Raw genomic sequence first — 22,657 nt, forward strand, 5'->3', positions numbered from 1 at the left:
GCATCGGTTACTCCCAGGTTCGGGCCCGAGCCGCGGAATGACGGGGGTCTTCTGCGTCGACTTCACCCGAAGGCGCGTGTCGCCGTGTCGGTCCTTCGCCCGCCGGGCCGTGAGCTGATCAGCGCGGTGACAGCTCGGGCGGCTTCCGCCTCAGACCACGCGCGTCAGACCACGCGCGAAGGATCCGTCGTCGGCAGGGCGCACGCGAACGCGCGGCAGTCGTAGGCGGTGGCTTCGCCGCCCCGTGCGACCTTGCCCTCGAACAACTCGAAGCCCGCCGCCGCGAACGCCTCCGCTTGCGTGGGCGACACCACCGCGACCACGTCGGCGGTGACGCGACGCGCGGCGTCGGCGATCTCGGCATCCTTCTCGCCGACGACCACGATCTGACGGGGAGCGGTCGCGAGCCCCGCGGCCACCTCGAGGATCGCTCCGTGGGCGAGCGGCGACGCGAGGGCGACATCGGCGGCGGCGCGCACCAGCTCATCGGCGGCGTCGCGGTAGCGCTCCCCCGCACCCAAACGCCACAGATCGAGGGCGGCCGCGGCGAACACCGACGGCCCCGAGGGCGACGCGCCGTCGCTCGGCACGCCGTGCGCTTGCATTCCCTGCGCGACGAGCACGGCATCGCCCCCACCGGGCGGGTGGATGCCGTCGTCGCCGAGGCACAGGTCGACCAACGCGCGCGCCCGCGCGGCGTAGGCCGCCTCGCCGGTCGCCCGGGCGAGGGCGAGGAGACCGCGGGCGAGTCCGCCGTAGTCCTCGAGCGTGGCGGGGGCGGTGGAGCGGATCTCGTCGAGAGACGCGCGGCGGAGGAGGCCGTCGTCGGCGACATTGCTCTCGAGCACGGCGTCGGCCGCCCAGCGCGCCGCCTCGAGGAAGCGCGGGTCGGTGCGCGCACCGGCGGCGGCGAGGGCGGCGATCGCGTGACCGTTCCATCCCGTGACGACCTTGGCATCCAAAGCCGGGGGCTGCAGCGCGGAACGGTCGGCGACGCGGTAGTACCCGCCCTCGTTGCGGACCCCGTCGATGATCGACTCGGAATCCTGGGCCGCGGCGATCCCTCCCGACGGCAGCTGCAGCACGTCGACGAGAAAACGGGCGGCGTCGACGGCGGCGGCCTCGTCACCCGCGGCGAGGGCGACCTCGACCAGTCCGGCGTTGTCGGTGAGCATGCGCTCGTAGTGCGGCACGCTCCAGTCGCGCCGCGTGGCGTAGCGGAAGAAGCCGCCCTCGACGGGATCGTGCAGGTCGGACGCGACCATCGCCGCCAGGGCCCGGGATGCCACGTCTGCGGCCTCGGGAACGTCGGGGCTCAGCGCCGGGTGCTGCAGGAACCGCAGCACGGGCGTGTTCGGGAACTTCGGCGTCTCGAAGGCGGGGCCGGCGGCGAACCCGCCGTACTCGCGATCCTCGCGCGCCGCGACGGAGCGCGCTGCGGAAGCGAGCTGATCGAGCGTCGGCGCCGCGTCGGCCGCCGCCGTCGCCGCGGCGGCCAGAGCGTCGCGCAGCGAGGAGCCCGTGGCATCCACTTCGCTGCGCCGCTCGGTCCACGCCTCGCGAACCGCGGCGAGAACCTGACGGAACGACGGCTGCGGTGGGCGGGGCGTCGGCGGAAAGTATGTGCCGGCGTAGAAGACGCGCCCCTCGGGACTCGCGAACACGGTCAGCGGCCACCCCAGATGCGGGGTGAACGCGCTCGCGGCGTCGAGGTACGCGGCATCCACGTCGGGATGCTCCTCGCGGTCGACCTTGATCGACACGAAGCCGTCGTTCAGGATGCCGGCGGTCTCGGCATCCTGGAACGACTCCCGAGCCATGACGTGGCACCAGTGGCAGGTGCTGTACCCGATCGAGATCATCACGGGGACGTCTCTCTCGGCCGCGAGCGCGAACGCCTCGCGCCCCCAGGGGAACCACGCGACGGGATTGTCGGCGTGGGCCCGCAGGTAGGGGCTCGAGGCGTTCGCGAGGCGGTTCATGCGCGCGGGAGCGCCGACCTCAGTTGAGGTCGTCGGGGTGCGTGCCCACGCGCCCCGAGCCGTCGCCGGGGTCGACGGCGTCGATCGCGGCCATCTCGTCGGCGGTGAGCTCGAAGTCGAAGAGGTCGAAGTTCTCTTCGAGGCGCTCGCGGCGCACCGACTTCGGGAACACGATGAAGCCGTGCTGGATGTGCCAGCGCAGCACGGCCTGGGCGGGGCTCTTGCCGTGCGCTTCGGCGGCATCCTTCACCGCGGGCAGCTCGAACAGGTCGTACTTGCCCTGGCCGAGCGGGCCCCACGACTCGATGTGCATGTCGTGCTCCTGGCCCCAGGCCGCGATCTCGCGCTGGCTGAGGGCGGGGTGCAGCTCGATCTGGTCGACCACGGGCGTCACACCGGTCTCGGCGACGATGCGGTCGAGGTGCGGCACGAGGAAGTTCGAGACGCCGATCGAGCGGGTCTTGCCCGCCTCGCGGATCTCGATCATCTTCTGCCAGGCGTGCACGTAGTTGTCGTTCTTCGGCGTCGGCCAGTGGATCAGGTAGAGGTCGACGGCGTCGAGCTGCAGCTTCTGCAGGCTCTCGTCGATCGCGGCGAGCGGCTCGTCGCCGTCGTGGCGGTCGTTCCAGAGCTTGGTCGTGATGAAGAGCTCGTCGCGCGGGATGCCGCTCGCGGCGAGGGCGCGGCCGACACCCTCTTCGTTCTTGTAGATGGCGGCGGTGTCGATGTGGCGGTAGCCGACCTCGAGGGCCTCCGACACGGCGCGCTCGGCGTCGTCGGCGGGCACGAGGAACACGCCGTAGCCGAGCTGGGGGATGGAGTTTCCGTCGTTGAGCTGAACAGAAGGAACGGTCATGACGACAAGCCTAGGAGCCCCCTGCGACACCGGGCCGGGGGTTGACGCCCCTCCCCCATGCGCTGCGAGCTCGCCGGCCCGACCGGCCCGCCGCCGAGACGCGCCCGCGCGCGCGTGGTTGACTGACCCCATGCACGCCACCCCCTCCCCGAAGCACGCGCGCCGCCGGCCCGCCTCCGGTATCCGCCGCGGCCTCAGCCTGCTCGCGATCGCCGCCGCCGTGATCGTCGTGGCCGGGGTGGCCGTGGGCGGCTTCTACGCGTGGACGCTGACCAACCGCCTGCAGGAGGCCGCGGTCCCGCTCAAGGACGCCCCGGCCGAGCCGCCCGCCCTCAGCGAATACGCCGAACCGTTCACGGTGCTCGTGGTCGGCACCGACGAGTGCGACGACGTCGTCGCGGCCGCCTTCGGACCGCGGTGCTCCGACCCCGAGAACGACGGCGCACGCAACGACGTCAACATGCTGCTGCACGTCTCGGCCAACCCGCGGCGCGCGACCGTGGTGTCGTTCCCCCGCGACCTGCAGGTCGCGATCCCGGAGTGCGTCGGGACGGACGGCACGGTCTTCGGCGGCACCGATCGCGCCTCCATCAACACGGCCTACGAGGACGGCGGCCTGCCCTGCGTCGCCGACACGATCTCGAACCTGACCGGGCAGAGCATCCCCTTCGCCGCGAAGGTGAGCTTCGGCAACGTCGTCAACATCACCGACGCGATCGGCGGGATCGAAGTCTGCATCGGCGGCAAGGGGATCGACGACCCGGATGCCGGCATCCAGTGGGAACCCGGACCCCGCGTGGTGAAGGGCTTCGACGCCCTCGCCTTCCTGCGCACGCGCAAGGGCATCGGCGACGGCAGCGACCTCGCCCGCATCGGCAACCAGCAGCAGTACATGTCGCGACTGGTCAACAAGCTGCGCAGTGACGAGGTGCTCTCCAACCCCGGCACCCTCATCGGCCTGGCGAACACCGCCGTGAACAACATCCAGCCGAGCGAGAGCCTCGCGGACCCCGTCCGCATCGCCCAGCTCGCCTACACGCTGAAGGACGTGCCGTTCTCCGACATCACGTTCGTGCAGTACCCCGTGGTCGACGACCCCTACGACAGCAACCGCGTCGTCCCCGACGAGGCCTCGGCGCAGGTGCTGTTCGAGGCGCTCGCCGCCAACGCCCCCCTCGCCATCACGGGCGCCGAGGGATCCAACGGCGGCGTGATCGCCGATCCGTCCGCACCGACGGAGGAGCCCACCGCCCCGACCGAGGAGACGCCCGCCCCGGATGCCAGTGCCTCCCCCGACACGAGCGCCGCGCCCGTCGTCGAACTGCCCGAGAACATCAAGGGCACCAAGGCGGATCAGGCGACCTGCTCGGCCGGCAACGGCTGAGCAGGTCCCGACGGGCGGGACGCAGCTCGCCGGCCGGGACCGGACGTTCAGGTCGATGGGCGAGCATCGAGGGGTGAAGACCCCCGCCCGCTTCCCGCTGCTGGTGGCGACCGCCGCGCTGGCCCTGTCCGGCTGCGCACCGGCCGCCGACGCGCCCGCTACCCCTTCGGCATCCCCCACCCCCACCTCCACGCCGACGCCCACTCCCACTCCCACGCTCGACCCGCTCGCGGGGATGAGCCTCGAAGACAAGGTCGGGCAACTGTTCATGGTGGGCACCTCCGTCGAGGGGGCGAACCCCACGACGCTCGCGGCGGTGCAGAACGACCACATCGGCGGGATCTTCCTGCACGGGCGATCGGATGCCGGAACCGACGCGATCACGCAGCTCGTGAGCGGGTTCACCTCGACGGTGCCCGCCGGTCGGCCCCCGCTGTGGGTCGCGACCGACCAGGAGGGCGGCACCGTGCAGGTGCTGTCGGGCCCGGGGTTCGACGGCATCCCCTCCGCGCTCGATCAGGCACGGTCCGACGACGCCGCTCTCCGCGCGAGCGCGGGAGCCTGGGGCGCCCAGCTCGCCGCGGCCGGGGTGGACATGAACCTCGCGCCCGTGGCCGACATCGTCACGAGCGCCGAGTTCGCGGCATCCAATCCCCCGATCGGCGAACTGGCGCGCGAGTACGGCTACGACGAGGCGACCGTCGCCGCGAAGTCGGGCGCCTTCGCCGCGGGGATGCGCGACGGCGGCGTGCTGCCGACCCTCAAGCACTTCCCGGGGCTGGGGCACGTCGACGACAACACCGACTACTCCACCGGCGTGACCGACCAGACGGTCACCGCCGACGGGCCCGACGTGGGCGTGTACTCCGCGGTGCTGCCGCAGGGAGACGCGGTGGTCATGCTCTCGACGGCGATCTACGCGCAGATCGACCCCTCGGCGCCGGCCGCCTTCTCGCCCGCGGTGGTGGGCGTGCTGCGCGACCGCGTCGGCTTCGACGGGGTGGTCACGGTCGACGACCTCTCCGCCGCGCGCCAGGTGCAGCCCTGGTCGCCCGCCGATCGCGCGACCCTGGCGATCGACGCCGGCGTCGACCTGCTGCTCGTCTCGGCCGACCCCTCGGTCTACCCCGAGATGCATCAGGCGGTGCTCTCGCGCGCTCGGACCGATCCGGCCTTCGCCGCGAAGGTGGATGCCGCAGCCCGCCGGATCCTGGACCAGAAGGCGGCCATGCCGTAGCGCGTCCCGCGGATCCGGCGGCGCACCCGGCCCGCGAGCGATACCCTGGAAGGCTGTGTCTGTCGAACCCGTCATCGTCTACCCGCCCGAGCTGCCCGTCAGCGCGGCGCGGGACGAGATCGCGCGCGCGATCCGCGACCACCAGGTCGTGATCGTCGCCGGCGCGACCGGCTCGGGAAAGACGACGCAGCTGCCCAAGATCTGCCTCGAGCTGGGGCGCACCTCGATCGCGCACACCCAGCCCCGCCGCATCGCCGCGCGCACGATCGCCGAGCGCATCGCCGACGAGATGCAGGTGCCGCTCGGCTCGACCGTCGGCTATAAGGTGCGCTTCACCGACAAGGTGTCGGCCGACACGCGCGTGGCGCTGGTGACCGACGGCATCCTGCTCAACGAGATCCACCGCGACCGGCTGCTCCGCCGCTACGACACGATCATCGTCGACGAGGCGCACGAGCGCTCGCTCAACATCGACTTCCTGCTCGGCTACCTCCGTCGCATCCTGCCGAAGCGTCCGGATCTGAAGGTCGTCGTCACCTCGGCGACGATCGACCCCGAGAGCTTCGCGCGGCACTTCGCCGCCGCCCCCGCCGAGCCCGGCGGCGAGCCGACGCCCGCGCCGGTGATCGAGGTGTCGGGGCGGACGTACCCGGTCGAGATCCGGTACCGGCCGCTGGACGGCGCGGACGAAACTCCTGAAGATCCGGATGCCGACGGCCCCGCCGCCCCGTCGTCGCGCGGCCGCGCGGGGACGGGGGCGCAGAAAGTCAGGAGTTCTGCGCGCGAGGGCGACGACGCCGACGAGGTCGGCGCCGTCGTCGCCGCCCTGCGGGAGCTCGACCGGGAACCCGCGGGCGACGTGCTCGTCTTCTTCCCGGGCGAGGCCGAGATCCGCGACGCGGCGGATGCCATCCGCGGGGCGTACCAGAAGGACGCCGCCCCCACCGAGGTGCTGCCGCTGTACGGCCGCCTCTCCGCCGCGGAGCAGCACCGCGTCTTCGAGCGCTCCACCGTCGCGGGCGTGCGCCGCCGCGTCATCCTCGCCACCAACGTCGCCGAGACGAGCCTCACCGTCCCCGGCATCCGCTACGTCGTCGACACCGGCACCGCGCGCATCTCGCGGTACAGCAACCGCTCCAAGATCCAGCGCCTGCCGATCGAGGCCGTCTCGCAGGCGTCGGCGCAGCAGCGATCCGGCCGCGCCGGTCGCACCTCGCCCGGTGTCGCGATCCGCCTCTACTCCGAAGACGACTTCACCCGGCGCCCCGAGTACACCGAGCCCGAGATCCTGCGCACGTCGCTGGCATCCGTCATCCTCCAGATGCTCTCGCTCGGGTTCGGCGACATCCAGGCCTTCCCCTTCCTCACCCCGCCCGATTCGCGCGGCGTGAAGGCGGCGTTCGACCTGCTCGTGGAGCTCGGCGCGGTGAAGCTGCCCGCGCCCGGGTCGCGATCCGCCGCCGCGTCGGAGCGCGAGCGCGACGTGCGCGGCGACGGCGACCCGTCCCGGCAGCGGGACGGCCGCGGAGACCGCTCGCGCGGGCGCGGCGACGATCGCGGCCCCCGCCTGACCGAGATCGGCCGCGAGATCGCGCGGCTACCGATCGACCCGCGCTTCGCCCGCATGCTCATCGAGGCGCGGCGCGGCGACGTCACGTCGGAGGTGCTCGCGATCGTGTCGGGCATGTCGATCCAGGACGTGCGCGAGCGTCCCGAGGAGCGACGCGAGGAGGCCGACCGCTTCCACGCGCGGTTCACCGACCCGACGAGCGACTTCCTGTCGCTGCTGAACCTGTGGGACTACCTGCAGGAGAAGCAGGCCGAGCTCGGCTCGAGCGCCTTCCGGCGCCTGTGCCGCAGCGAGCACCTCAACTACGTGCGCGTGCGCGAGTGGATGGACGTGCACCGGCAGCTGCGGTCGCTCGGCGCGGAGCGCGGCGACGGCGGTGCCGGGCGCGACGGCGAGCGCGGGCGCGGGCGTGACGGTGGCTCCGGGCGCGGCGCGAAGAACCCTGTCCCACAGATGGCCGGTGCGAGCGGCTCCCACCCGCAAAAAGTGGGACATGCACCGACAAAAGTGGGACGAGGCTCCGGAGACACCGCGCCGGAGGGGCACGCCGCGGGCGACGCCATCCACCGCGCGATCCTGTCCGGGCTGCTGTCGCACCTCGGCATCCTGGATCCCCGCACGATGGCGCAGGCCAAGGACCGCAAGGCTCCCGGCGAGACCCGCCCCGTCAAAGGCGAGTACGTCGGCGCGCGGGGGGCCCGCTTCGCGATCTTCCCCGGATCAGGGCTGAAGAAGAGGCGTCCGTCGGCGGTCATGGCCGCCGAGCTCGTCGAGACCTCGCGCCTGTTCGCCCGCACGGTCGCCGCGGTCGACCCCGCGTGGGCGGAAGAGCTCGCCCCCGACCTCGTGAAGCGCTCGCTGAGCGAGCCGCACTGGTCGAAGGATGCCGGCTCCGCCGCGGCCTACGAGAAGGTCACCCTGTTCGGGGTCGAGCTCGTCGGGCGACGCCGCGTGCAGCTCGCGCGGTTCGACCGTCCGCTCGCGCGCGAGATGTTCGTGCGCCACGCGCTGGTCGAGGGTGAGTGGGATCCCTCGGTGCTCGACAAGCGCCTCACGGCGTTCCTCCGCCGCAATCTCGAGCAGCGCCGCCTGCTCGAGAAGATCGAGGAGCGCGAGCGCCGCCGCGATATCCTCGTCGGCGACGAGGCGGTCTTCGCGTTCTACAACGCCCGCATCCCCGCGGACGTCACCGACGTGCGCTCGTTCGAGGCGTGGTGGAAGGATGCCGTCCACCGCACGCCCCACCTGCTCGACCTGCGCGAGTCCGACCTCACCGGCGATCGGGCGCAGGGCGACGACCGCGCGTTCCCCGCGCGGTGGCGCCAGGGCGATCAGACGCTGAACCTCGCGTACCGCTTCGAGCCGGGGGCGCCCGATGACGGCGTCACGGTCGTCGTGCCGCTGCCGCTGCTGGCGCAGCTGCGCCCGGACGGCTTCGACTGGCAGGTGCCCGGCATGCGCGACGAGCTCGTCACGGCCCTGTTGCGCGCCCTGCCGAAGACGATCCGCCGCAACGTCGTGCCCGCGGCCGACTGGGCCGAGAAATTCTCGGCCGAGCTCGCCGAGAAGGGGCCCGAGCACGCGAACGGGCTGCCGAAGACGACGCTCGTCGACGCCCTCGCGGCCCAGGTGCAGCGGGTCGCCAATCAGCGCGTGAGCGCGGCCGACTTCGAGCTCGGGCGGGTGCCCGCGCACCTGCTGCCCTCCTTCCGCGCGGTCGACGGCCGGGGCCGCGCGATCGGCAGCGACCGCGACCTCCGGGCCCTGCAGCGGCGTCTGGCCGACAAGGCCCGGTCAAGCGTGGAGTCGACCATCGCGCGACCGGCGCAGAAGGCCGCGAAGGTCGCCGAGGCCTCCCCCGCATTCGCCGCCCGCGGGAAGCTGACCACGTGGGATCTCGACGAGCTCACCGAGGTCGTCGACACCCCGGTCGCCGGCGGTGTCGTGCGCGGCTACCCGGCGCTCGTCGACGACGGCGACAGCGTCACCCTGCGCGTCGAAGCCACCCCCGAGGATGCCGCGCGTCTCACCCGCGCCGGCATCCGCCGCCTGATGCTGCTCGCGGTCCCCTCCCCCGCCACCTACGTCCTCGACCACCTCACCGCGAACGAGAAGCTCGCGCTCGCGGCATCCCCGTACCAGAACGCGAAGGCGCTGATCGAGGATGCGCGCGTGGCCCTGGCCGACGACGTGCTGCTGCGCGAGGCGCCGACCGGGGTGGTGCGCACGAGGGCCGACTTCGAGCGGGTACGGGATGCGTTCTCGGCTGTCTCGGTCGAACGCACCTTCCAGACGGTCTCGCTCGCGGCGAAGATCCTGCTCGCGCAGCGCGAGGTCGAGAGGGCGATGAAGGATGCCGCGTCCATCACGCTCCTGGGCGCGCTCAACGACGTGCGGGGTCAGGTGTCGGGGCTGATCTTCCCGGGGTTCCTCGCGCGAACCGGCCTGCACCGCCTGCAGCACTACCCCCGCTACCTCGCGGGGGCGCTGGAGCGCGTGACGACCCTGTCGGACAACCCCGGGCGCGACCGTCAGCGCATGACCGAGTACGAGCGCTCCGCGACCGCGTTCACGGAGGCGGGCGGTGTCATCCCCCTGCCCGCCGACGCGCCCGCGAACCTCGTTCAGACGCGGTGGCTGCTCGAGGAGCTCCGCGTGAGCCTCTTCGCCCAGCGCCTCGGCACCGCCGAACCGGTCTCGCCGCAGCGCATCGCGAAGGCGCTCAAGGGCGCGTGAGTCGCCGGGGATCGTCGCTTCCGATCCCCGGGTCCGCGTCGGCTCCCGATCTCAGACGCCCAGCGCACCGCCCCACGCGCGCAGGAGCGCCTCGAGGCCGCGGCGCTGCGCCGAATCGAGGCCCGCGAGCAGACGCTCCTCGTTCGCGAGGTGGGCGGCGAAGGCCTCGTCGATCACGCGGCGCCCCGCAGCCGTCAGACGGATGACGCGCGCGCGTCCGTCGTCGGCGTCGTCGTCGCGCACGACGAGACCGGATGCCACGAGCCGGTCGACGCGCTTGGTGACCGCACCGCTGGTCACCATCGTGTGGCGCGCGAGCTCTCCGGGGGCTGCGGCGAACGGCTCTCCGGCACGGCGGAGGGCGGCGAGGATGTCGAACTCCCCCTCGCCGAGGCCGTACCGCCGGTAGACGGCGGTCAGTTCCTCGCGCAGGTGGTCGGCGAGGCGGTGCAGGCGGCCGATCACCTGCATCGGGGAGGGGTCGAGGTCGGGGCGCTCGGCGCGCCACTGCGCGGTGAGGGTGTCGACGCGATCGGGTGCGGTCATCCCTCCACTTTATCTTCCGTGGAAGCTAAAGTGTCTTCCATGGAAACCACCTGGCGCACCGTCGCGATCACCGCCATCGCTCCGATCGCGTGGGGCGCGACCTACGTCGTGACCCGCCACCTTCTGCCGGCGGACGCCCCCCTGTGGGGAGCCGCCCTGCGCGCCCTGCCCGCAGGTCTCCTGCTGTGGGCCCTGGCCCGGCGCCGGCCGGTCGGTTCGTGGTGGTGGCGGGCGTCCCTTCTCGGCCTGCTCAACTTCGGAGCGTTCTTCGTCCTGGTCTACGTCGCCGCGCAGGCGCTGCCCTCGTCGATCGCGGCGTCCATGATGGCGTTGGCTCCCCTGGCCCTGGCGGGTCTCGCGTGGCCCCTGCTCGCGCAGCGTCCGAGCCTGCGGTGGGCGCTGGCCTGCGCCGTCGGCATCCTGGGTGTCCTTCTCGTCGTGGGCTGGAGCGCGGGCGCTGTCGCTCCCCTGGGCATCGCGGCGTCGGTGCTCGCCCTCCTCGCCTCGTCGCTGGGGGCGATCCTCACCACCCGGTGGCGCGATGACACCCCGCTTCTCGCGATGACGGCCTGGCAGCTCACCGCGGGCGGGATCGCCCTCGTCCTCGTCGCCACCGTCGTGGAGGGGAGTCCCCCTCGAGTGGATGCCGCGGGCGTGGCCGCCTACGCCGCGATTGCGGTCGTCGCGACGGCCCTGGCCTTCGTCTGCTGGTTCACCGGGCTCCGCCGCCTGCCGGCCGGAACGGTCGGACTCATCGGCCTGCTCAACCCGGTCACCGGGATCGCTCTCGGCGTGCTCGTCGGCGGGGAGTCCCTCACCCTCGCGCAGACCCTCGGGATGGCGCTGGTGCTGGCGGCCATCGCGATCACCAACCTCCGCCGCCGCGGCTCCGCGCCCGTCTCCGCCCCGGCGCGGAAGCCGCCCGTCCCCGCGGCGTGAGCGGGGGCGAACGGCACGCGGGAGGTCACGACCGCAGGCGCACCTCGCCCATCGTGGCCGTGACGTCGACCTCGGCCGTGGCCGTGGAGCTCTGGCGCAGCCCGTTGTCGACCTGCCCGAGGCCGTCGTCGACGCTCACGCGGTAATCGTCGTCGGGCAGCCGCAGGTCGATCGATCCGGCGGTGAGCTCGACGTCGGTGCGCGACGGGGTGGAGCCGCGCAGCTGCGCCGTCACCTCTCCTCCGGCCACCTCGATCGCGGCGGTGCCGACGTCGCGCAGCTGCGCCGAAGCCGATCCCCCCGACACGTTCAGATCGATCTGAGAGGCCGCGCCGCTCAGCGAGGTCGTCCCGCCCGCGATCCGGATCGACACCGTGCCGTAGTCGCCCTGCAGGTCGAGCGTGCCCCCGCTCACCTGCGCGTCGACGCCGACGCCGCTGACAGCCCACTCCCGCGGCAGGGTGAGTGTGGCCGACGATCCCGTCCCCCACCCGACGAAAGTCCCGTTCGGTGAGGCCACGCGCAGGGAGTCGCCGCGCCGTTCGAACGTCCACCGCGATCGGTTCTGCGCGGCGTCGAGACGCGCACTGGCGACGTCGCCGTACGCGATCGTGAGCGCTCCCCCGGTGATGTCGATGTCGAGGGAACCCGCGGCCTGCTCCGCGTCGTCGACACGGCTCGAGCTGCGGTCGGCGTCGCGCAGCACGACGACCGCCGAGGCGCCGGTTCCGGCCACCGTGCCGAGGGCCACGCACGCGCCGACCACGATCACGGCGATCGACACGGCGAAGGCGGGGCCGCGACGTCGCGGGCGGTCGGGGGCGGGGAGGGGGGCGTTCGCGGTCATGAGGTCGCTCCGGTGTGGTCGTGGCCCAGGTGCACGAGAGCGGCGATGACGCGGCGGTTGCCGGTCTCGTCCTGCTCCAGTCCGAGCTTGGTGAAGATGGCGGTGATGTACTTCTCGACGCTCGCCTCGCTGACGAACAGCGCGGCGGCGATGGCCTGATTGGAGCGTCCCTCGGCGATGAGCGCGAGCACGGCCCGCTCGCGCTCGGTGAGGCTCTGCAGGCGCTCGTCGCGCCGACGCCGGGTGAGCAGCTGCGCCACCACCTCGGGGTCGAGCACGGTGGCGCCGGCCGCGATCGAGGCGACGGCGGCGAGGAAGTCGGCGACATCGGCCACGCGGTCCTTCAGCAGGTACCCCAGGGCGCCCTGGCCGTCGGCGATCAGGTCGCTCGCATACCGCTCCTCGACGTACTGCGACAGCACGAGCACGGCCAGCCCCGGATGCCGCGACCGCAGCGCGATGGCCGCGCGGATGCCCTCGTCGGTCCAGGTCGGCGGCAGCCGGACGTCGAGGATGCACAGCTCCGGCGCGGTCTCGACGACGGCGGCGTCGAGACCGCCGGCGTCGGCGAGAGCGGCGACCACCTCGTGACCATCGTCGGCGAGAAGGCGCACGAGGCCCTCGCGCAGAAGGACGGAGTCCTCGCAGATCAGGATGCGCACGGGACCGTCACCTCCACCGTCGTCGGACCGCCCTGCGGGCTGTCGATGCGCGCCGTGCCGCCCGCCGCCGTGACGCGGTTGACGATGCCGTCGAGACCGCCGCCGGGCACGATGCGCGCCCCGCCCAGGCCGTCGTCCTCGACGCGGGCCCAGAGTGAGCCGTCGTCGCGCACGCGCACGTCGACGCGGCAGGCGGCGGCGCGGGAGTGCTTCGCGGCGTTGGTGAGGGCCTCCGCGATCGCGAAGTACACCGCCTCCTCGGTCGCGCGACCGCAGCGGCGCGGGAGCCGCACGTCGAGGGTCACGGGGATGTGCGAGCGCGACGCCAGGGCCGAGAGGGCGGCATCCAGCCCCCGGTCCTCGAGGACGGACGCGTGGATGCCGCGGGCCAGCTGCCGCAGTTCGGTGATGGCCGACTTGGTGGAGGCGTGCGCCTCGGCGACGAGGGCCTTCGCCGCTTCGGGGTCGTCGTCGATCTTCGTCTGCGCGAGGCCGAGGGTCATGCCGATCGAGACCAGGCGCGGCTGGACGCCGTCATGCAGGTCGCGCTCGATGCGGGTGCGTTCCACCTCGGCCGCACGCACCGCTCCTGCGCGCCGGGTGTCGGAGGTTCGCGCCTGCTCGAGCAGCTGCGCCTCGCGCGAGGGGACGAAGATCGCCCGCACGATGACACCGTCGAGGATCGCCAGGCCGACGACGACCGCGAGGCCCCCGATGACGGCGATCATCCCCACGAAGGGGGCGGCGGCGCCCTGGAGCGGGATGAGGTCGAACAAGCGGGTGTTCGTCCACCCGAACACCGGGCTGACGGCGAGGGCGAGACCCCACGCGAACCCCGCGAGGGCCGTCAGCGTCACCATGCCGAGAACGGTCGCGATCGTGAACGACGCCACCGCCCGCCACTGCAGCGGGTCGATGGCCTGCAGCCAGATCGTGTGCAGCACGCCGACGAACCCGTGCTTGGGGCTGCGCCGCGGCCGCAGCGGGGCGAGCCCGAGGTCGTAGAGACCGTCGACGCGCGCGCGTTCGAACCAGGCGACGGCGAAGAGCGCGTAGACGAAGACCACGAGCACGAGCACCCCGACCAGCAGGGCCGCGAGCAGTCCGAACCCCGAGCCGAGCAGGCTGAACAGGCCCGTGAAGACCGCGGGACCCACCACGCCCAGGGCGGCGAGGTGCGCCGCGGCCCCGGCCACGCGGCCGGGCGAGGCGACGCGCACCTTCTGCGGCACGACGGTCGCGGTCGAGGCGGGGTCGGCCGGGGCGGTGTACCCGCCCGGTGTCGGGGGCGGAGGCGGAACAACGGATGCCGTGGTCATGCGTCCCACGCTAGGGCGCGGCCGGCGCGCGCACCGCCCGGTCAGCCCCCGCCGCGATTCGGGTTATCCCGAAAACGGTTCACAGCTCGTCGGCCGAGATCCATCCCGAGGCCACGAGCTCTTCGACGTCGTCGGCGCGCAGGATGCTCGGCAAGACCTCCGGCGTCTCGTCGGACGCGGTGTCGTCGCCGGCGAGCAGTGCCTCGACGAGGTCGGCGGTCGCGGGCACGAGCGCGCGGGGATCGGCGAAGGTGGTCGCGTCGATCGCGCCGTCGCGCAGCGCGCGCACGGTCACCGGATCGGCGCCCGAGCCGACCACGAGCGGCGCGGGGGCGACCGCGGCGGCGGTCGTCGCCGGAGTCGGGGTGGGCGACGCCGTCTCGTCCGCGGTGGGCGGGGCCGTCGTGGTGAGCGCCGTCACCACTCCGCGGGTGACCGCGTCGCCGAGGGCGAGCACCGCGGTCGGCGCCTCGACCACCGCCCCCGCGCGCAGGTCGCGGAGGCGCTTCTCGGCCGCGGAGGCGCGGCTCTCGGCGGTGTCGCCGCCCACCTCGGCCGCCTCGAGGGTGGCTCCCGAGACGATCTCGAGGCGTCCCGCGTCGAGCGCCGGCTGCAGCGTGGCGAGGGCCGCCTCGTACCGGCTCTGCTCCCCCTCGTCGGAGACCCCGGCGGCCAGCACCGCGAGGCGCACCGGCGCGGTCGCGGGCACCGCGTCGGCCCCGGGCACCGCGCCCGTCTCGAGCACCGCGTCCGTCCCGGACACCGCGCCGGGCGACGCCTCCCCCGACGGCGTCGACCCGTATGCCGTGGGGGTCGGCGTCGCCTCGGGCGACGGCTCTGCGACGCTCGGGGCGTCGGCGAGGTCCGCGAGGAGCGCCTCGGCCTGGGCGCGGCCGAGATCAGCGGCATCCGCCGGCGACGGGCCGAACTCCACGACGGGGACGCCGTCGTCGGCGGCGGCGGCCAGGGCCGGCGCCAGCTCCTCGGATGCCCACGGCGCGACGACCACGGCATCCGCGCTCTTCGTGAGCATGTTCTGCACCTGCGCGGCCTGCGTCCGCGGGTCGGAGGCCGCGAACTGCAGGTCGACGCGGTAGCCGCGCACGACGAGTTCCCGGCGCAGGGCGTCGCCGCCGCGGCTCCACAGGGCGTCGGCCGCCGTCGGCAGGGCCACCCCGACCACGCCCGCCCCGTCGCTCGACCCGTCGCTCGAGCCCGCGGCGCTCCCCTGCGCCGGGGCGCACGCGGCGAGGCCGAGAGTCAGGGCGAGCAGTGCCGCGGCGGCACGGAGGGCGTGGGAGCGTGTCATCCCCTCCATCCTCCCCCGGAAAACGGGCAACGCCCCGCCGCTCGAAGCGACGGGGCGTTACCGGAGGAGCGGGGACTCAACCGCGGGTGCGGTTCTTGTTCCACACGTCGAAGGCCACGGCCAGCAGCAGCACGAGACCCTTGATGAACTGCTGCACGTCGGTCGAGATGCCCATGAGCGACATGCCGTTGTTGAGCACACCCATGACCAGACCACCGGCGATCGCGCCGACCACGCGGCCGACGCCGCCCTGCACCGCGGCCCCACCGATGAAGGATGCCGCGATGGCATCCAGCTCGAAGAGGTTTCCGGCGCCGGGACCGGCGGAGTTCAGACGTCCCGTGAAGACGATGCCGGCGAGGGCCGCCAGGACGCCCATGTTCACGAACAGCATGAAGTCCACGCGACGGGTGTTGATGCCCGAGAGCTTCGCGGCGGTGCGGTTGCCGCCGATCGCGTAGATGTGACGACCGAAGACGCTGCGGCTCATGACCGTGGAGTAGCCGATGATCAGCACCGCGAGCACGACGAGCACGATGGGCGTGCCGCGCGAGCCGGGAGCGACGCCCAGCAGGTAGGTCAGGTACGCGATGAGCGCGCCGCCGCCGATGACCTTCACCAGGAACGCCGCAGTGGGCTCGTTCTGCAGCTCGAGGGCCGCACGCTTGGCGCGCTGACGCACCTGCGAGAACACGAACAGCACGAGGGTCAGGGCGCCGAGGGCGACGGTGATCCACTCCGCCGGCGAGGTGGCCGCGGGGAAGAGATCGGGGAAGAGGTAGCCGCCGCCGAGCGCGCGGTACTCGGTCGGGAAGGGCGTGATCTGGGTGTTGCCGAGGGTCATCTGCGTGAGACCGCGGAACAGGAGCATGCCCGCCAGGGTGACGATGAACGCCGGGATGCCGATGTACGCGACCCAGAAGCCCTGCCACATGCCGACCACCGCGCCCAGGACGAGCGAGAGCAGGATGCCGAGCCACCAGGGCAGGCCCCACTGCACGATCAGCACACCCGACACGGCGCCGACGAAGGCGGCGACCGAACCGACCGAGAGGTCGATGTGACCGGCGATGATGATCATCACCATGCCGATCGCGAGGATCAGGATGTAGCTGTTCTGGACGATGATGTTCGACACGTTGCCGGCCGTGAGCAGGCGTCCGCCGGTGAGGGCCTGGAACAGCAGCACGATCACGATCAGCGCGATAAAGATGCCGATCTCGCGCAGGCGCGAGGTGAAGAACTGCACGAGGCCGCCGGCGCCGCCCGCACTGCCACTGCCGGCGCCCCCGCCGACGGGACCCTTCGGGGTTGCGGGCCCCTGCGGGGTCACGGTGTTGTCAAGCGCTGACATGGTCGGCTTCCTTTTCCTTCGTCATGAGCACCATGAGGGCCTCCGGAGTGGCCTCTTCGATGGGCAGCTGGCCGGTGATGTGGCCTTCGCTGAGGGTGTAGATGCGGTCGCAGATGCCGAGGAGCTCGGGCAGCTCCGAGGAGATGACGAGCACCCCCTTCCCCTGCGCCGCGAGGGAGTTGATGATCGTGTAGATCTCGTACTTCGCGCCGACGTCGATACCGCGCGTCGGCTCGTCGAGGATGAGCACCTCGGGGTCGGAGAACAGCCACTGCGACAGCACGACCTTCTGCTGGTTGCCGCCCGAGAGCTTGCCCACGACCACGTCGACGCTGGGTGCCTTGATGTTCATCGACTTGCGGTAGCGGTTGGCGACCAGGTACTCCTCGTCGCCGTCGACCCAGCCGCCCTTGACGAGCTTGCGCATGCCGGCGAGCGAGATGTTGCGCTTGATCGTGTCGATGAGGTTGAGACCGGCGCCCTTGCGGTCCTCGGTCACGTAGGCCAGGCCGCTGCGGATGGCGGCGGGCACGGTCGAGGTGTCGGCCTTCTTCCCCCGGATGTAGACGTTGCCCGAGATCCGCGAGCCGAAGCTCTTGCCGAACACGCTCATCGCCAGCTCCGTGCGTCCGGCGCCCATGAGACCCGCGATGCCGACGACCTCGCCCGCGCGCACGTTCAGGTTGGCCTGGTGGATGACGGTGCGGTTGGCGTCGGTGGGGTGGCTGACGTTCCAGTCCTCGATGCGCAGGACCTCGTCGCCGATCTCGACGTCGCGGTCGGGGTAGCGGTTCTCGAGCTCACGGCCCACCATGCCGCGGATGATGCGGTCCTCGCTCGTTCCGCCGGTCGCGACGTCGAGCGTCTCGATGGTGCGGCCGTCGCGGATGATCGTGACCTCGTCGGCGATCGCGCGGATCTCGTTGAGCTTGTGGCTGATGATGATGCAGGTGATGTTCTGGCCGCGCAGGTGGCGGATCAGATCGAGCAGGTGCTCGGAGTCGTCGTCGTTCAGTGCTGCGGTCGGCTCGTCGAGGATGAGGAGCTTGACGTCCTTCGACAGGGCCTTGGCGATCTCGACGAGCTGCTGCTTGCCGACGCCGATCTCGTTGACCGGAACGTCGGGGCTGTCGCCGAGACCCACGCGCGCGAGAAGCTTCGCCGCCTCGCGGTTCGTGGCATCCCAGTCGATGAGTCCGCGGTGGGTGATCTCGTTGCCGAGGAAGATGTTCTCGGCGATCGAGAGGTAGGGGCTCAGGGCGAGCTCCTGGTGGATGATGACGATGCCGGCCGCTTCGCTGTCGCGGATGTCTTTGAACTCGACGGTGTTGCCGTCGAAGACGATCTCACCGCGGTAGTCGCCCGCGGGATACACACCGCTGAGCACCTTCATGAGGGTCGACTTGCCGGCGCCGTTCTCGCCGCAGATGGCGTGAACCGTTCCGCGCTCGACGGTCAGCGACACGTCGGCGAGCGCGATGACGCCGGGGAACTCCTTGGTGATCGAGCGCATCTCGAGGATGGTGCTCACGAGGTCCTCCTTGCAGAACCGGCTCGTGGCCGGTCGGGATGGTGGGGCGGGTGCGGATGCCGCAGACCCGCGGGAGCCTCCGCCGCGACCCGGGCGGGTCGCGGCGGAGGCGGGGCGGGAGGGCGGTGGAACGCCCTCCCGGGGTGGATCAGCCCAGGTCGGCCTCGGTGTAGTAACCGCTGTCGACGAGGATCTCCTTGTAGTTGTCCTTCGTCACGATCGTCGACTCGAGCAGGTACGAGGGGACGACCTTCTTGCCGTTGTCGTACGTCTCGGTGTCGTTGACCTCGGGGTCCTCGCCCTTGCGGATGTCGTCGACCATGGTCACGGCCTGCTTGGCGAGCTCGCGCGTGTCCTTGAAGATCGTCGAGTACTGCTCCCCGGCGATGATCGACTTGATCGAGCCGACCTCGGCGTCCTGACCGGTGATGACCGGGAGGGCGTCGGCCGAGTAGCCACCCGAGGTGAGGGCCGAGATGATGCCGATCGACAGGCCGTCGTAGGGCGAGAGCACGCCCTGCAGCTTGGTGCCGCCGATGACGGTGAGGATGTTCTCCATGCGCTTCTGCGCCGTCTCGGGCAGCCAGCGGAGGATGGCCGCCTGGCCGAACTCGGTCTGACCGGAGGGGACGACGAGCGTGCCCTTGTCCATGTACGGCTGCAGGGTGTCCATCGCGCCCTTCCAGAAGAAGGTGGCGTTGTTGTCGTCGGGGCTACCGGCGAACAGCTCGACGTTGAAGGGACCGGCAGCGCCCGTCTCCTTGCCCGAGGCGTCGAGGACGCCGAGGCCCGTGAGCAGCGAGGTGGCCTGCTGCACGCCGACCTTGTAGTTGTCGAACGTCGTGTAGTAGTCGACGTTCTCGGTGCCGTTGATCAGGCGGTCGTACGCGATGACGGGGATGTTCGCGTCCTTGGCCTGCTGCAGCACGTCGGTCAGCGTGGTGCCGTCGATCGAGGCGATGATCAGGGCCTTGGCGCCCGTGGTGATCATGTTCTCGATCTGCGAGACCTGCGTGGGGATGTCGTCGTTGGCGTACTGCAGGTCGACCTGGTAGCCGAGCTCCTCGAGCTGCGACTTGACGTTGTTGCCGTCGGCGATCCACCGCTCCGACTGCTGCGTCGGCATGGCCACACCGATGGTGCCGCCCGCTTCCTGCGAGTCGCCGGCGCCGCCGCCGGTGCGGTCTCCCGCGCAACCGGCGAGGCCGATGCCGAGCGCGAGGACGCCCGCTCCCGCGACCGCCTTGAGCATGCTGTGCTTCTTCACTCTGGTTCCCTCCGTTGGGTATGTGGTGCGGTCTCTCCCCATGGAGCCCACCGCGTCCTGCGAGCGAGGCACCGATCGGACGCACGCGGCGACGGGGCGAAACGAAGCCGTTCGGCGAGGCGGGCCACCCGCGTCGTTCGAAACCTCTTCGTCTCGACGGATCCGCTCCGCAGCGAGTCCCGTCGGCCTGTGCGACCGGTCATGTGACCGTTCACATCGTGTGTGTGATGCTACCTCGCGGTCGGGAGAATCTGTCAAGTCCCGGTGCGCGAGATGACCAGCCGTTGCCGAAACGTGACGAATTCACCGAGAGGGCGGAGCCGTCGACGACCGCACGATCAAGCGCAGATGATCGGGCTCGGAGGGCGCGCCCTCTCCCGGCGACTCGCCGAGGGCGGCGAGCAGATCCGTCACCGCCCGCGTCCCGATCCCGGAGAAGTCCTGACGCACCGTCGTGAGCGGGGGCCAGAGGTGCGCCGACTCGGGGACGTCGTCGAAGCCCACCACCGAGATGTCCTCGGGCACCGACCGACCTATGGCCCGAACGGCATGCATGAACCCCAGCGCCATATGGTCGTTGCCCGCGAAGACCGCGGTGGCGTCCTCGGTGCGCAAGAGCTCCAGACCCGCCTCGAACCCGAACTGCGCGCTCCAGCCCCCCAGCACCGGCGGGCGGGGCGAGAGGTCGTTGGCATCCATCTCGGCGAGATAACCGCGCATGCGATGATCGGCCTCGACCCAGTCGCGGGGACCGGCGATGTGCAGGATGCGGGTGTGTCCCAGCTCGATGAGATGCCGCACGGCGGCGCGGGCTCCCGCCGTCTGATCGTTGTACGAGCTCGAGGTGCCGCTGGAGGCGATGATCTGCACCGGCACGGGGAGCTTCAGCTCGTCGAGGATCGGGACGACCCGCGTCTGCGGCGCCACGGCGATCAGTCCCTCGATCGACTGCTGCATGAGGTGGTCGATCGACGAGCGCACGTCGTCGGCCGCGCTCGTGGCGAGGTTCGTCACCGTCAAGCGGTACCCGGCGGCTCGCGCGGCCGACTCGATCGCCTGCACCATCGAGGCGACGCCGTGCGTGGGCGTGCGGGGCCCGAGCACCCCGATGAGCTTGGACCGGCTGGTGGCGAGGGCCCGCGCCGCCTGATTCGGCACGAACTTCAGCTCGGCGATCGCCGAACGCACCTTCGCCGCCGTCTCGGGGCGCAGCGCCGGGCTGTTGTTGATGACGCGGGAGACGGTCTGGTACGACACGCCCGCGAGTCGCGCGACGTCGCGGATGCTCGGGGCGCGCCCCGCCGCCTCCGGGATGTCGGTGTCGCTCATCAGTCGCCTCATTGCGGGTCGCGCGCGTTTGCGTGACCGGTCACACGAGGATAACCGACGTCGCGCGTCCCCCTCACCGTCGTTCGCGCTGCGCCCCGGCGGCCCCGCGCGCGCGGCGAGACGGCATCCGCGTGACGAGACGGCTGCGGGCGGCGATCGGGATGTCAGCCGCGTGCAGTCTCGCGACAAGAGAGCGACGGGGACAGCGGTGCGGACGGTGCGCAGCGCGGGCGGGACGCAGCGCGGGCGGCACGCAGCGCGCAGCGCGGGCGGCACGCAGCGCGCAGCGCGGGCGGCACGCAGCGCGCAGCGCGGGCGGCACGCAGCGCGCAGCGCGGGCGGCACGGGGAGCACGCAGCGCGGGGGCCGCGGCCAGCGCGTCAGGAACGCAGGAGAGAACCGTAGAACCGGATGCCGCGGAGCCAGACGTCGACGCGGATGCGCTCGTCCGGGGCGTGCAGGGCGTCACGCTCGCTCCGCGTGAGGTGGAACGGCGCGAAGCGGTACACCGCATCGGTCAGCCCCGTGTAGAACCGGCTGTCGCTCGCCCCCAACTGCAGGTACGGGAGGGGCACGACGTCGTCCCCGAGGGTCGCGGTCACCGCTCGCGACAGGCGTCGCCACGGCTCGCCCCGCCACGGCGAGACCGGTGACGGGTCATCGCCGTGGCGCAGCTCGATGTCGACGAGCGGGTCGCGCACCGCCCGGCGGAGGTGGATCGCGACGTCGGCGAGTGTGTCGCCGGTCAGCAGCCGCACGTTCACGCTCGCGCGGGCCGTGGTGGCCAGCACGTTCTCGCCGGCGGATCCCTCGCGGCGCGTCACCACGGCGGTGGTGCGCACGAGCGCGTTCGTCTCGGGACCGAGGGCCGACAGGACGCTCGTCAGCACCGGAGCCGTCGTGCGCGAGCGGCGGAACGCCGTCGCCAGGGGCTCGCCGACGTGGGCCGCGGCGGTGGCGAGCATCGCCCGCACGGGCGGAGCCAGGCGCCGCGGGAACGGGCGGCGCCGCAGACGGTCGATCGCCCGGGCCAGTCGAGCGGTGGCGGGCAGCGCGGGCGGCGTCGAGGCGTGTCCCCCGGCCTCCCGCGTGACGAGGTCGAACGTCGCCACCCCGCGCTCGGCGACCCCGATCATCGCGGTGGGAGCCGCGACACCGGGCACGGCGCCGTCGACGACCGCCCCGCCCTCGTCGAGCACCAGGGCCGGCCGGACGCCCCGCTCCGCGAGCACCCCGGCCATCGCCCGCGCGCCCGTGCCGCGCGTCTCCTCGTCGTGGCCGAACGCCAACCAGACGTCGGTGCGCGGCACCACGCCCTCGGCGAGCGCGGCCTCGACCGCCTCGAAGATGGCGACGAGGGCGCCCTTGTCGTCGATCGCCCCGCGCGCGTGGATCGTGGCATCCGCCCCCTCTCCCACGATCTCGGCGGCGAAGGGGTCGTGACGCCAGGGTTGACCGTCGATGGGCACGACGTCCTGGTGCGCGAGCAGCAGCAGCGGAGCATCGGGCGTCGCGCCCCTCCAGCGGTACAGCAGGGAGTCTCCGGCGACGATCTCGCGCTCGAGGTGCGCGTGGGTCAGCGGGTAGAGGCGCTCGAGGGCCGCGCGGAACAGCGCGAAGGCCGACGCGTCGGTCTCGGACGGATCGGGCCGAGACACCGTCGGGATGGCCAGGAGCTCGCGGAAGCGATCGACGGGCGTCATGCCCCGAGCCTAGGACCGCGCGCGCCGGCCGGACAGGCGCGGATCGCGGGGCGGACGAACGGGCCGCTCCGGCGGCGGGCCGCCGC

At 72.3% G+C, this 22,657-nt stretch carries 16 protein-coding genes; 4 read left to right on the forward strand and 12 right to left on the reverse strand.

Annotated elements, in window-relative coordinates:
• Positions 1-164: 164 nt before the first annotated feature.
• Positions 165-1,982, reverse strand: coding sequence for a thioredoxin domain-containing protein (locus AB1K56_RS00270; RefSeq protein WP_371204054.1), 1,818 nt, complete (start codon positions 1,980-1,982; stop codon positions 165-167).
• Between the two features lie 19 nt (positions 1,983-2,001).
• The gene (locus tag AB1K56_RS00275) at positions 2,002-2,838 is read right to left on the reverse strand and encodes an aldo/keto reductase (RefSeq protein ID WP_371204055.1); all 837 of its coding nucleotides are present in this window, start codon (positions 2,836-2,838) and stop codon (positions 2,002-2,004) included.
• Positions 2,839-2,968: 130 nt separating this feature from the next.
• On the opposite strand from AB1K56_RS00275, the gene AB1K56_RS00280 reads away from it, so the two are divergent.
• From AB1K56_RS00280 to AB1K56_RS00290, 3 genes are all read left to right on the forward strand, one after another.
• Positions 2,969-4,222, forward strand: a complete 1,254-nt coding sequence (locus AB1K56_RS00280) for an LCP family protein (RefSeq protein ID WP_371204056.1) — start codon at positions 2,969-2,971, stop codon at positions 4,220-4,222.
• Between the two features lie 73 nt (positions 4,223-4,295).
• Positions 4,296-5,459: a glycoside hydrolase family 3 N-terminal domain-containing protein gene (locus tag AB1K56_RS00285; RefSeq protein ID WP_371204057.1), complete on the forward strand. Its 1,164-nt coding sequence runs from the start codon at positions 4,296-4,298 to the stop codon at positions 5,457-5,459.
• Between the two features lie 55 nt (positions 5,460-5,514).
• On the forward strand, positions 5,515-9,765 hold the full coding sequence (locus tag AB1K56_RS00290; RefSeq protein ID WP_371204058.1) for a DUF3418 domain-containing protein: 4,251 nt from the start codon (positions 5,515-5,517) through the stop codon (positions 9,763-9,765).
• Between the two features lie 51 nt (positions 9,766-9,816).
• Here the strand turns inward: AB1K56_RS00290 and AB1K56_RS00295 are convergent, their stop codons facing one another.
• Positions 9,817-10,311 (reverse strand): MarR family winged helix-turn-helix transcriptional regulator, encoded by a 495-nt coding sequence (locus AB1K56_RS00295; RefSeq protein WP_371204059.1) that lies wholly within the window; start codon positions 10,309-10,311, stop codon positions 9,817-9,819.
• 39 nt (positions 10,312-10,350) lie between these two features.
• On the opposite strand from AB1K56_RS00295, the gene AB1K56_RS00300 reads away from it, so the two are divergent.
• Positions 10,351-11,250: a DMT family transporter gene (locus AB1K56_RS00300; protein ID WP_371204060.1), complete on the forward strand. Its 900-nt coding sequence runs from the start codon at positions 10,351-10,353 to the stop codon at positions 11,248-11,250.
• 25 nt (positions 11,251-11,275) lie between these two features.
• Here AB1K56_RS00300 and AB1K56_RS00305 read toward each other — a convergent pair whose 3' ends face one another.
• The 9 genes from AB1K56_RS00305 to AB1K56_RS00345 form a co-directional block, all read right to left on the reverse strand.
• A complete protein-coding gene (locus AB1K56_RS00305; protein ID WP_371204061.1) occupies positions 11,276-12,097 on the reverse strand; it encodes a hypothetical protein in 822 nt (273 codons plus the stop codon).
• Complete coding sequence (locus AB1K56_RS00310; RefSeq protein ID WP_136586527.1) at positions 12,094-12,759, reverse strand: response regulator transcription factor; 666 nt, start codon at positions 12,757-12,759, stop codon at positions 12,094-12,096. The genes AB1K56_RS00305 and AB1K56_RS00310 overlap by 4 nt, the downstream gene beginning before the upstream one ends.
• On the reverse strand, positions 12,747-14,078 hold the full coding sequence (locus AB1K56_RS00315; RefSeq protein WP_371204062.1) for a sensor histidine kinase: 1,332 nt from the start codon (positions 14,076-14,078) through the stop codon (positions 12,747-12,749). The genes AB1K56_RS00310 and AB1K56_RS00315 overlap by 13 nt, the downstream gene beginning before the upstream one ends.
• Positions 14,079-14,157: 79 nt before the next feature.
• A complete protein-coding gene (locus AB1K56_RS00320; RefSeq protein ID WP_371204063.1) occupies positions 14,158-15,387 on the reverse strand; it encodes a substrate-binding domain-containing protein in 1,230 nt (409 codons plus the stop codon).
• Between the two features lie 76 nt (positions 15,388-15,463).
• Entirely contained in the window at positions 15,464-16,741 is a 1,278-nt protein-coding gene (mmsB, locus tag AB1K56_RS00325) for a multiple monosaccharide ABC transporter permease (RefSeq protein WP_240752664.1), read from the reverse strand.
• Positions 16,728-18,254, reverse strand: coding sequence for a multiple monosaccharide ABC transporter ATP-binding protein (mmsA, locus tag AB1K56_RS00330; RefSeq protein ID WP_136586864.1), 1,527 nt, complete (start codon positions 18,252-18,254; stop codon positions 16,728-16,730). The genes mmsB and mmsA overlap by 14 nt, the downstream gene beginning before the upstream one ends.
• A gap of 166 nt (positions 18,255-18,420) precedes the next feature.
• Complete coding sequence (chvE, locus tag AB1K56_RS00335; RefSeq protein ID WP_371204637.1) at positions 18,421-19,524, reverse strand: multiple monosaccharide ABC transporter substrate-binding protein; 1,104 nt, start codon at positions 19,522-19,524, stop codon at positions 18,421-18,423.
• Positions 19,525-19,842: 318 nt separating this feature from the next.
• Entirely contained in the window at positions 19,843-20,868 is a 1,026-nt protein-coding gene (locus AB1K56_RS00340; RefSeq protein WP_371204064.1) for a LacI family DNA-binding transcriptional regulator, read from the reverse strand.
• Between the two features lie 380 nt (positions 20,869-21,248).
• On the reverse strand, positions 21,249-22,571 hold the full coding sequence (locus AB1K56_RS00345) for a M20/M25/M40 family metallo-hydrolase (protein ID WP_371204065.1): 1,323 nt from the start codon (positions 22,569-22,571) through the stop codon (positions 21,249-21,251).
• Positions 22,572-22,657 lie beyond the last annotated feature (86 nt).

The sequence above is a fragment of the Microbacterium sp. BWR-S6Y genome (assembly GCF_041379845.1).
Lineage (GTDB): Bacteria > Actinomycetota > Actinomycetes > Actinomycetales > Microbacteriaceae > Microbacterium > Microbacterium hydrothermale.

Excerpts from the sequence above, each read along its gene's own strand:
- AB1K56_RS00270 (WP_371204054.1), bottom strand. The coding sequence starts at position 1,982 with ATGAACCGCCTCGCGAACGCCTCGAGCCCCTACCTGCGGGCCCACGCC.
- AB1K56_RS00275 (WP_371204055.1), bottom strand. The coding sequence starts at position 2,838 with ATGACCGTTCCTTCTGTTCAGCTCAACGACGGAAACTCCATCCCCCAG.
- AB1K56_RS00280 (WP_371204056.1), top strand. The coding sequence starts at position 2,969 with ATGCACGCCACCCCCTCCCCGAAGCACGCGCGCCGCCGGCCCGCCTCC.
- AB1K56_RS00295 (WP_371204059.1), bottom strand. The coding sequence starts at position 10,311 with ATGACCGCACCCGATCGCGTCGACACCCTCACCGCGCAGTGGCGCGCC.
- AB1K56_RS00300 (WP_371204060.1), top strand. The coding sequence starts at position 10,351 with ATGGAAACCACCTGGCGCACCGTCGCGATCACCGCCATCGCTCCGATC.
- AB1K56_RS00305 (WP_371204061.1), bottom strand. The coding sequence starts at position 12,097 with ATGACCGCGAACGCCCCCCTCCCCGCCCCCGACCGCCCGCGACGTCGC.
- AB1K56_RS00315 (WP_371204062.1), bottom strand. The coding sequence starts at position 14,078 with ATGACCACGGCATCCGTTGTTCCGCCTCCGCCCCCGACACCGGGCGGG.
- AB1K56_RS00320 (WP_371204063.1), bottom strand. The coding sequence starts at position 15,387 with ATGACACGCTCCCACGCCCTCCGTGCCGCCGCGGCACTGCTCGCCCTG.
- mmsB (WP_240752664.1), bottom strand. The coding sequence starts at position 16,741 with ATGTCAGCGCTTGACAACACCGTGACCCCGCAGGGGCCCGCAACCCCG.
- mmsA (WP_136586864.1), bottom strand. The coding sequence starts at position 18,254 with ATGCGCTCGATCACCAAGGAGTTCCCCGGCGTCATCGCGCTCGCCGAC.
- chvE (WP_371204637.1), bottom strand. The coding sequence starts at position 19,524 with ATGCTCAAGGCGGTCGCGGGAGCGGGCGTCCTCGCGCTCGGCATCGGC.
- AB1K56_RS00340 (WP_371204064.1), bottom strand. The coding sequence starts at position 20,868 with ATGAGCGACACCGACATCCCGGAGGCGGCGGGGCGCGCCCCGAGCATC.
- AB1K56_RS00345 (WP_371204065.1), bottom strand. The coding sequence starts at position 22,571 with ATGACGCCCGTCGATCGCTTCCGCGAGCTCCTGGCCATCCCGACGGTG.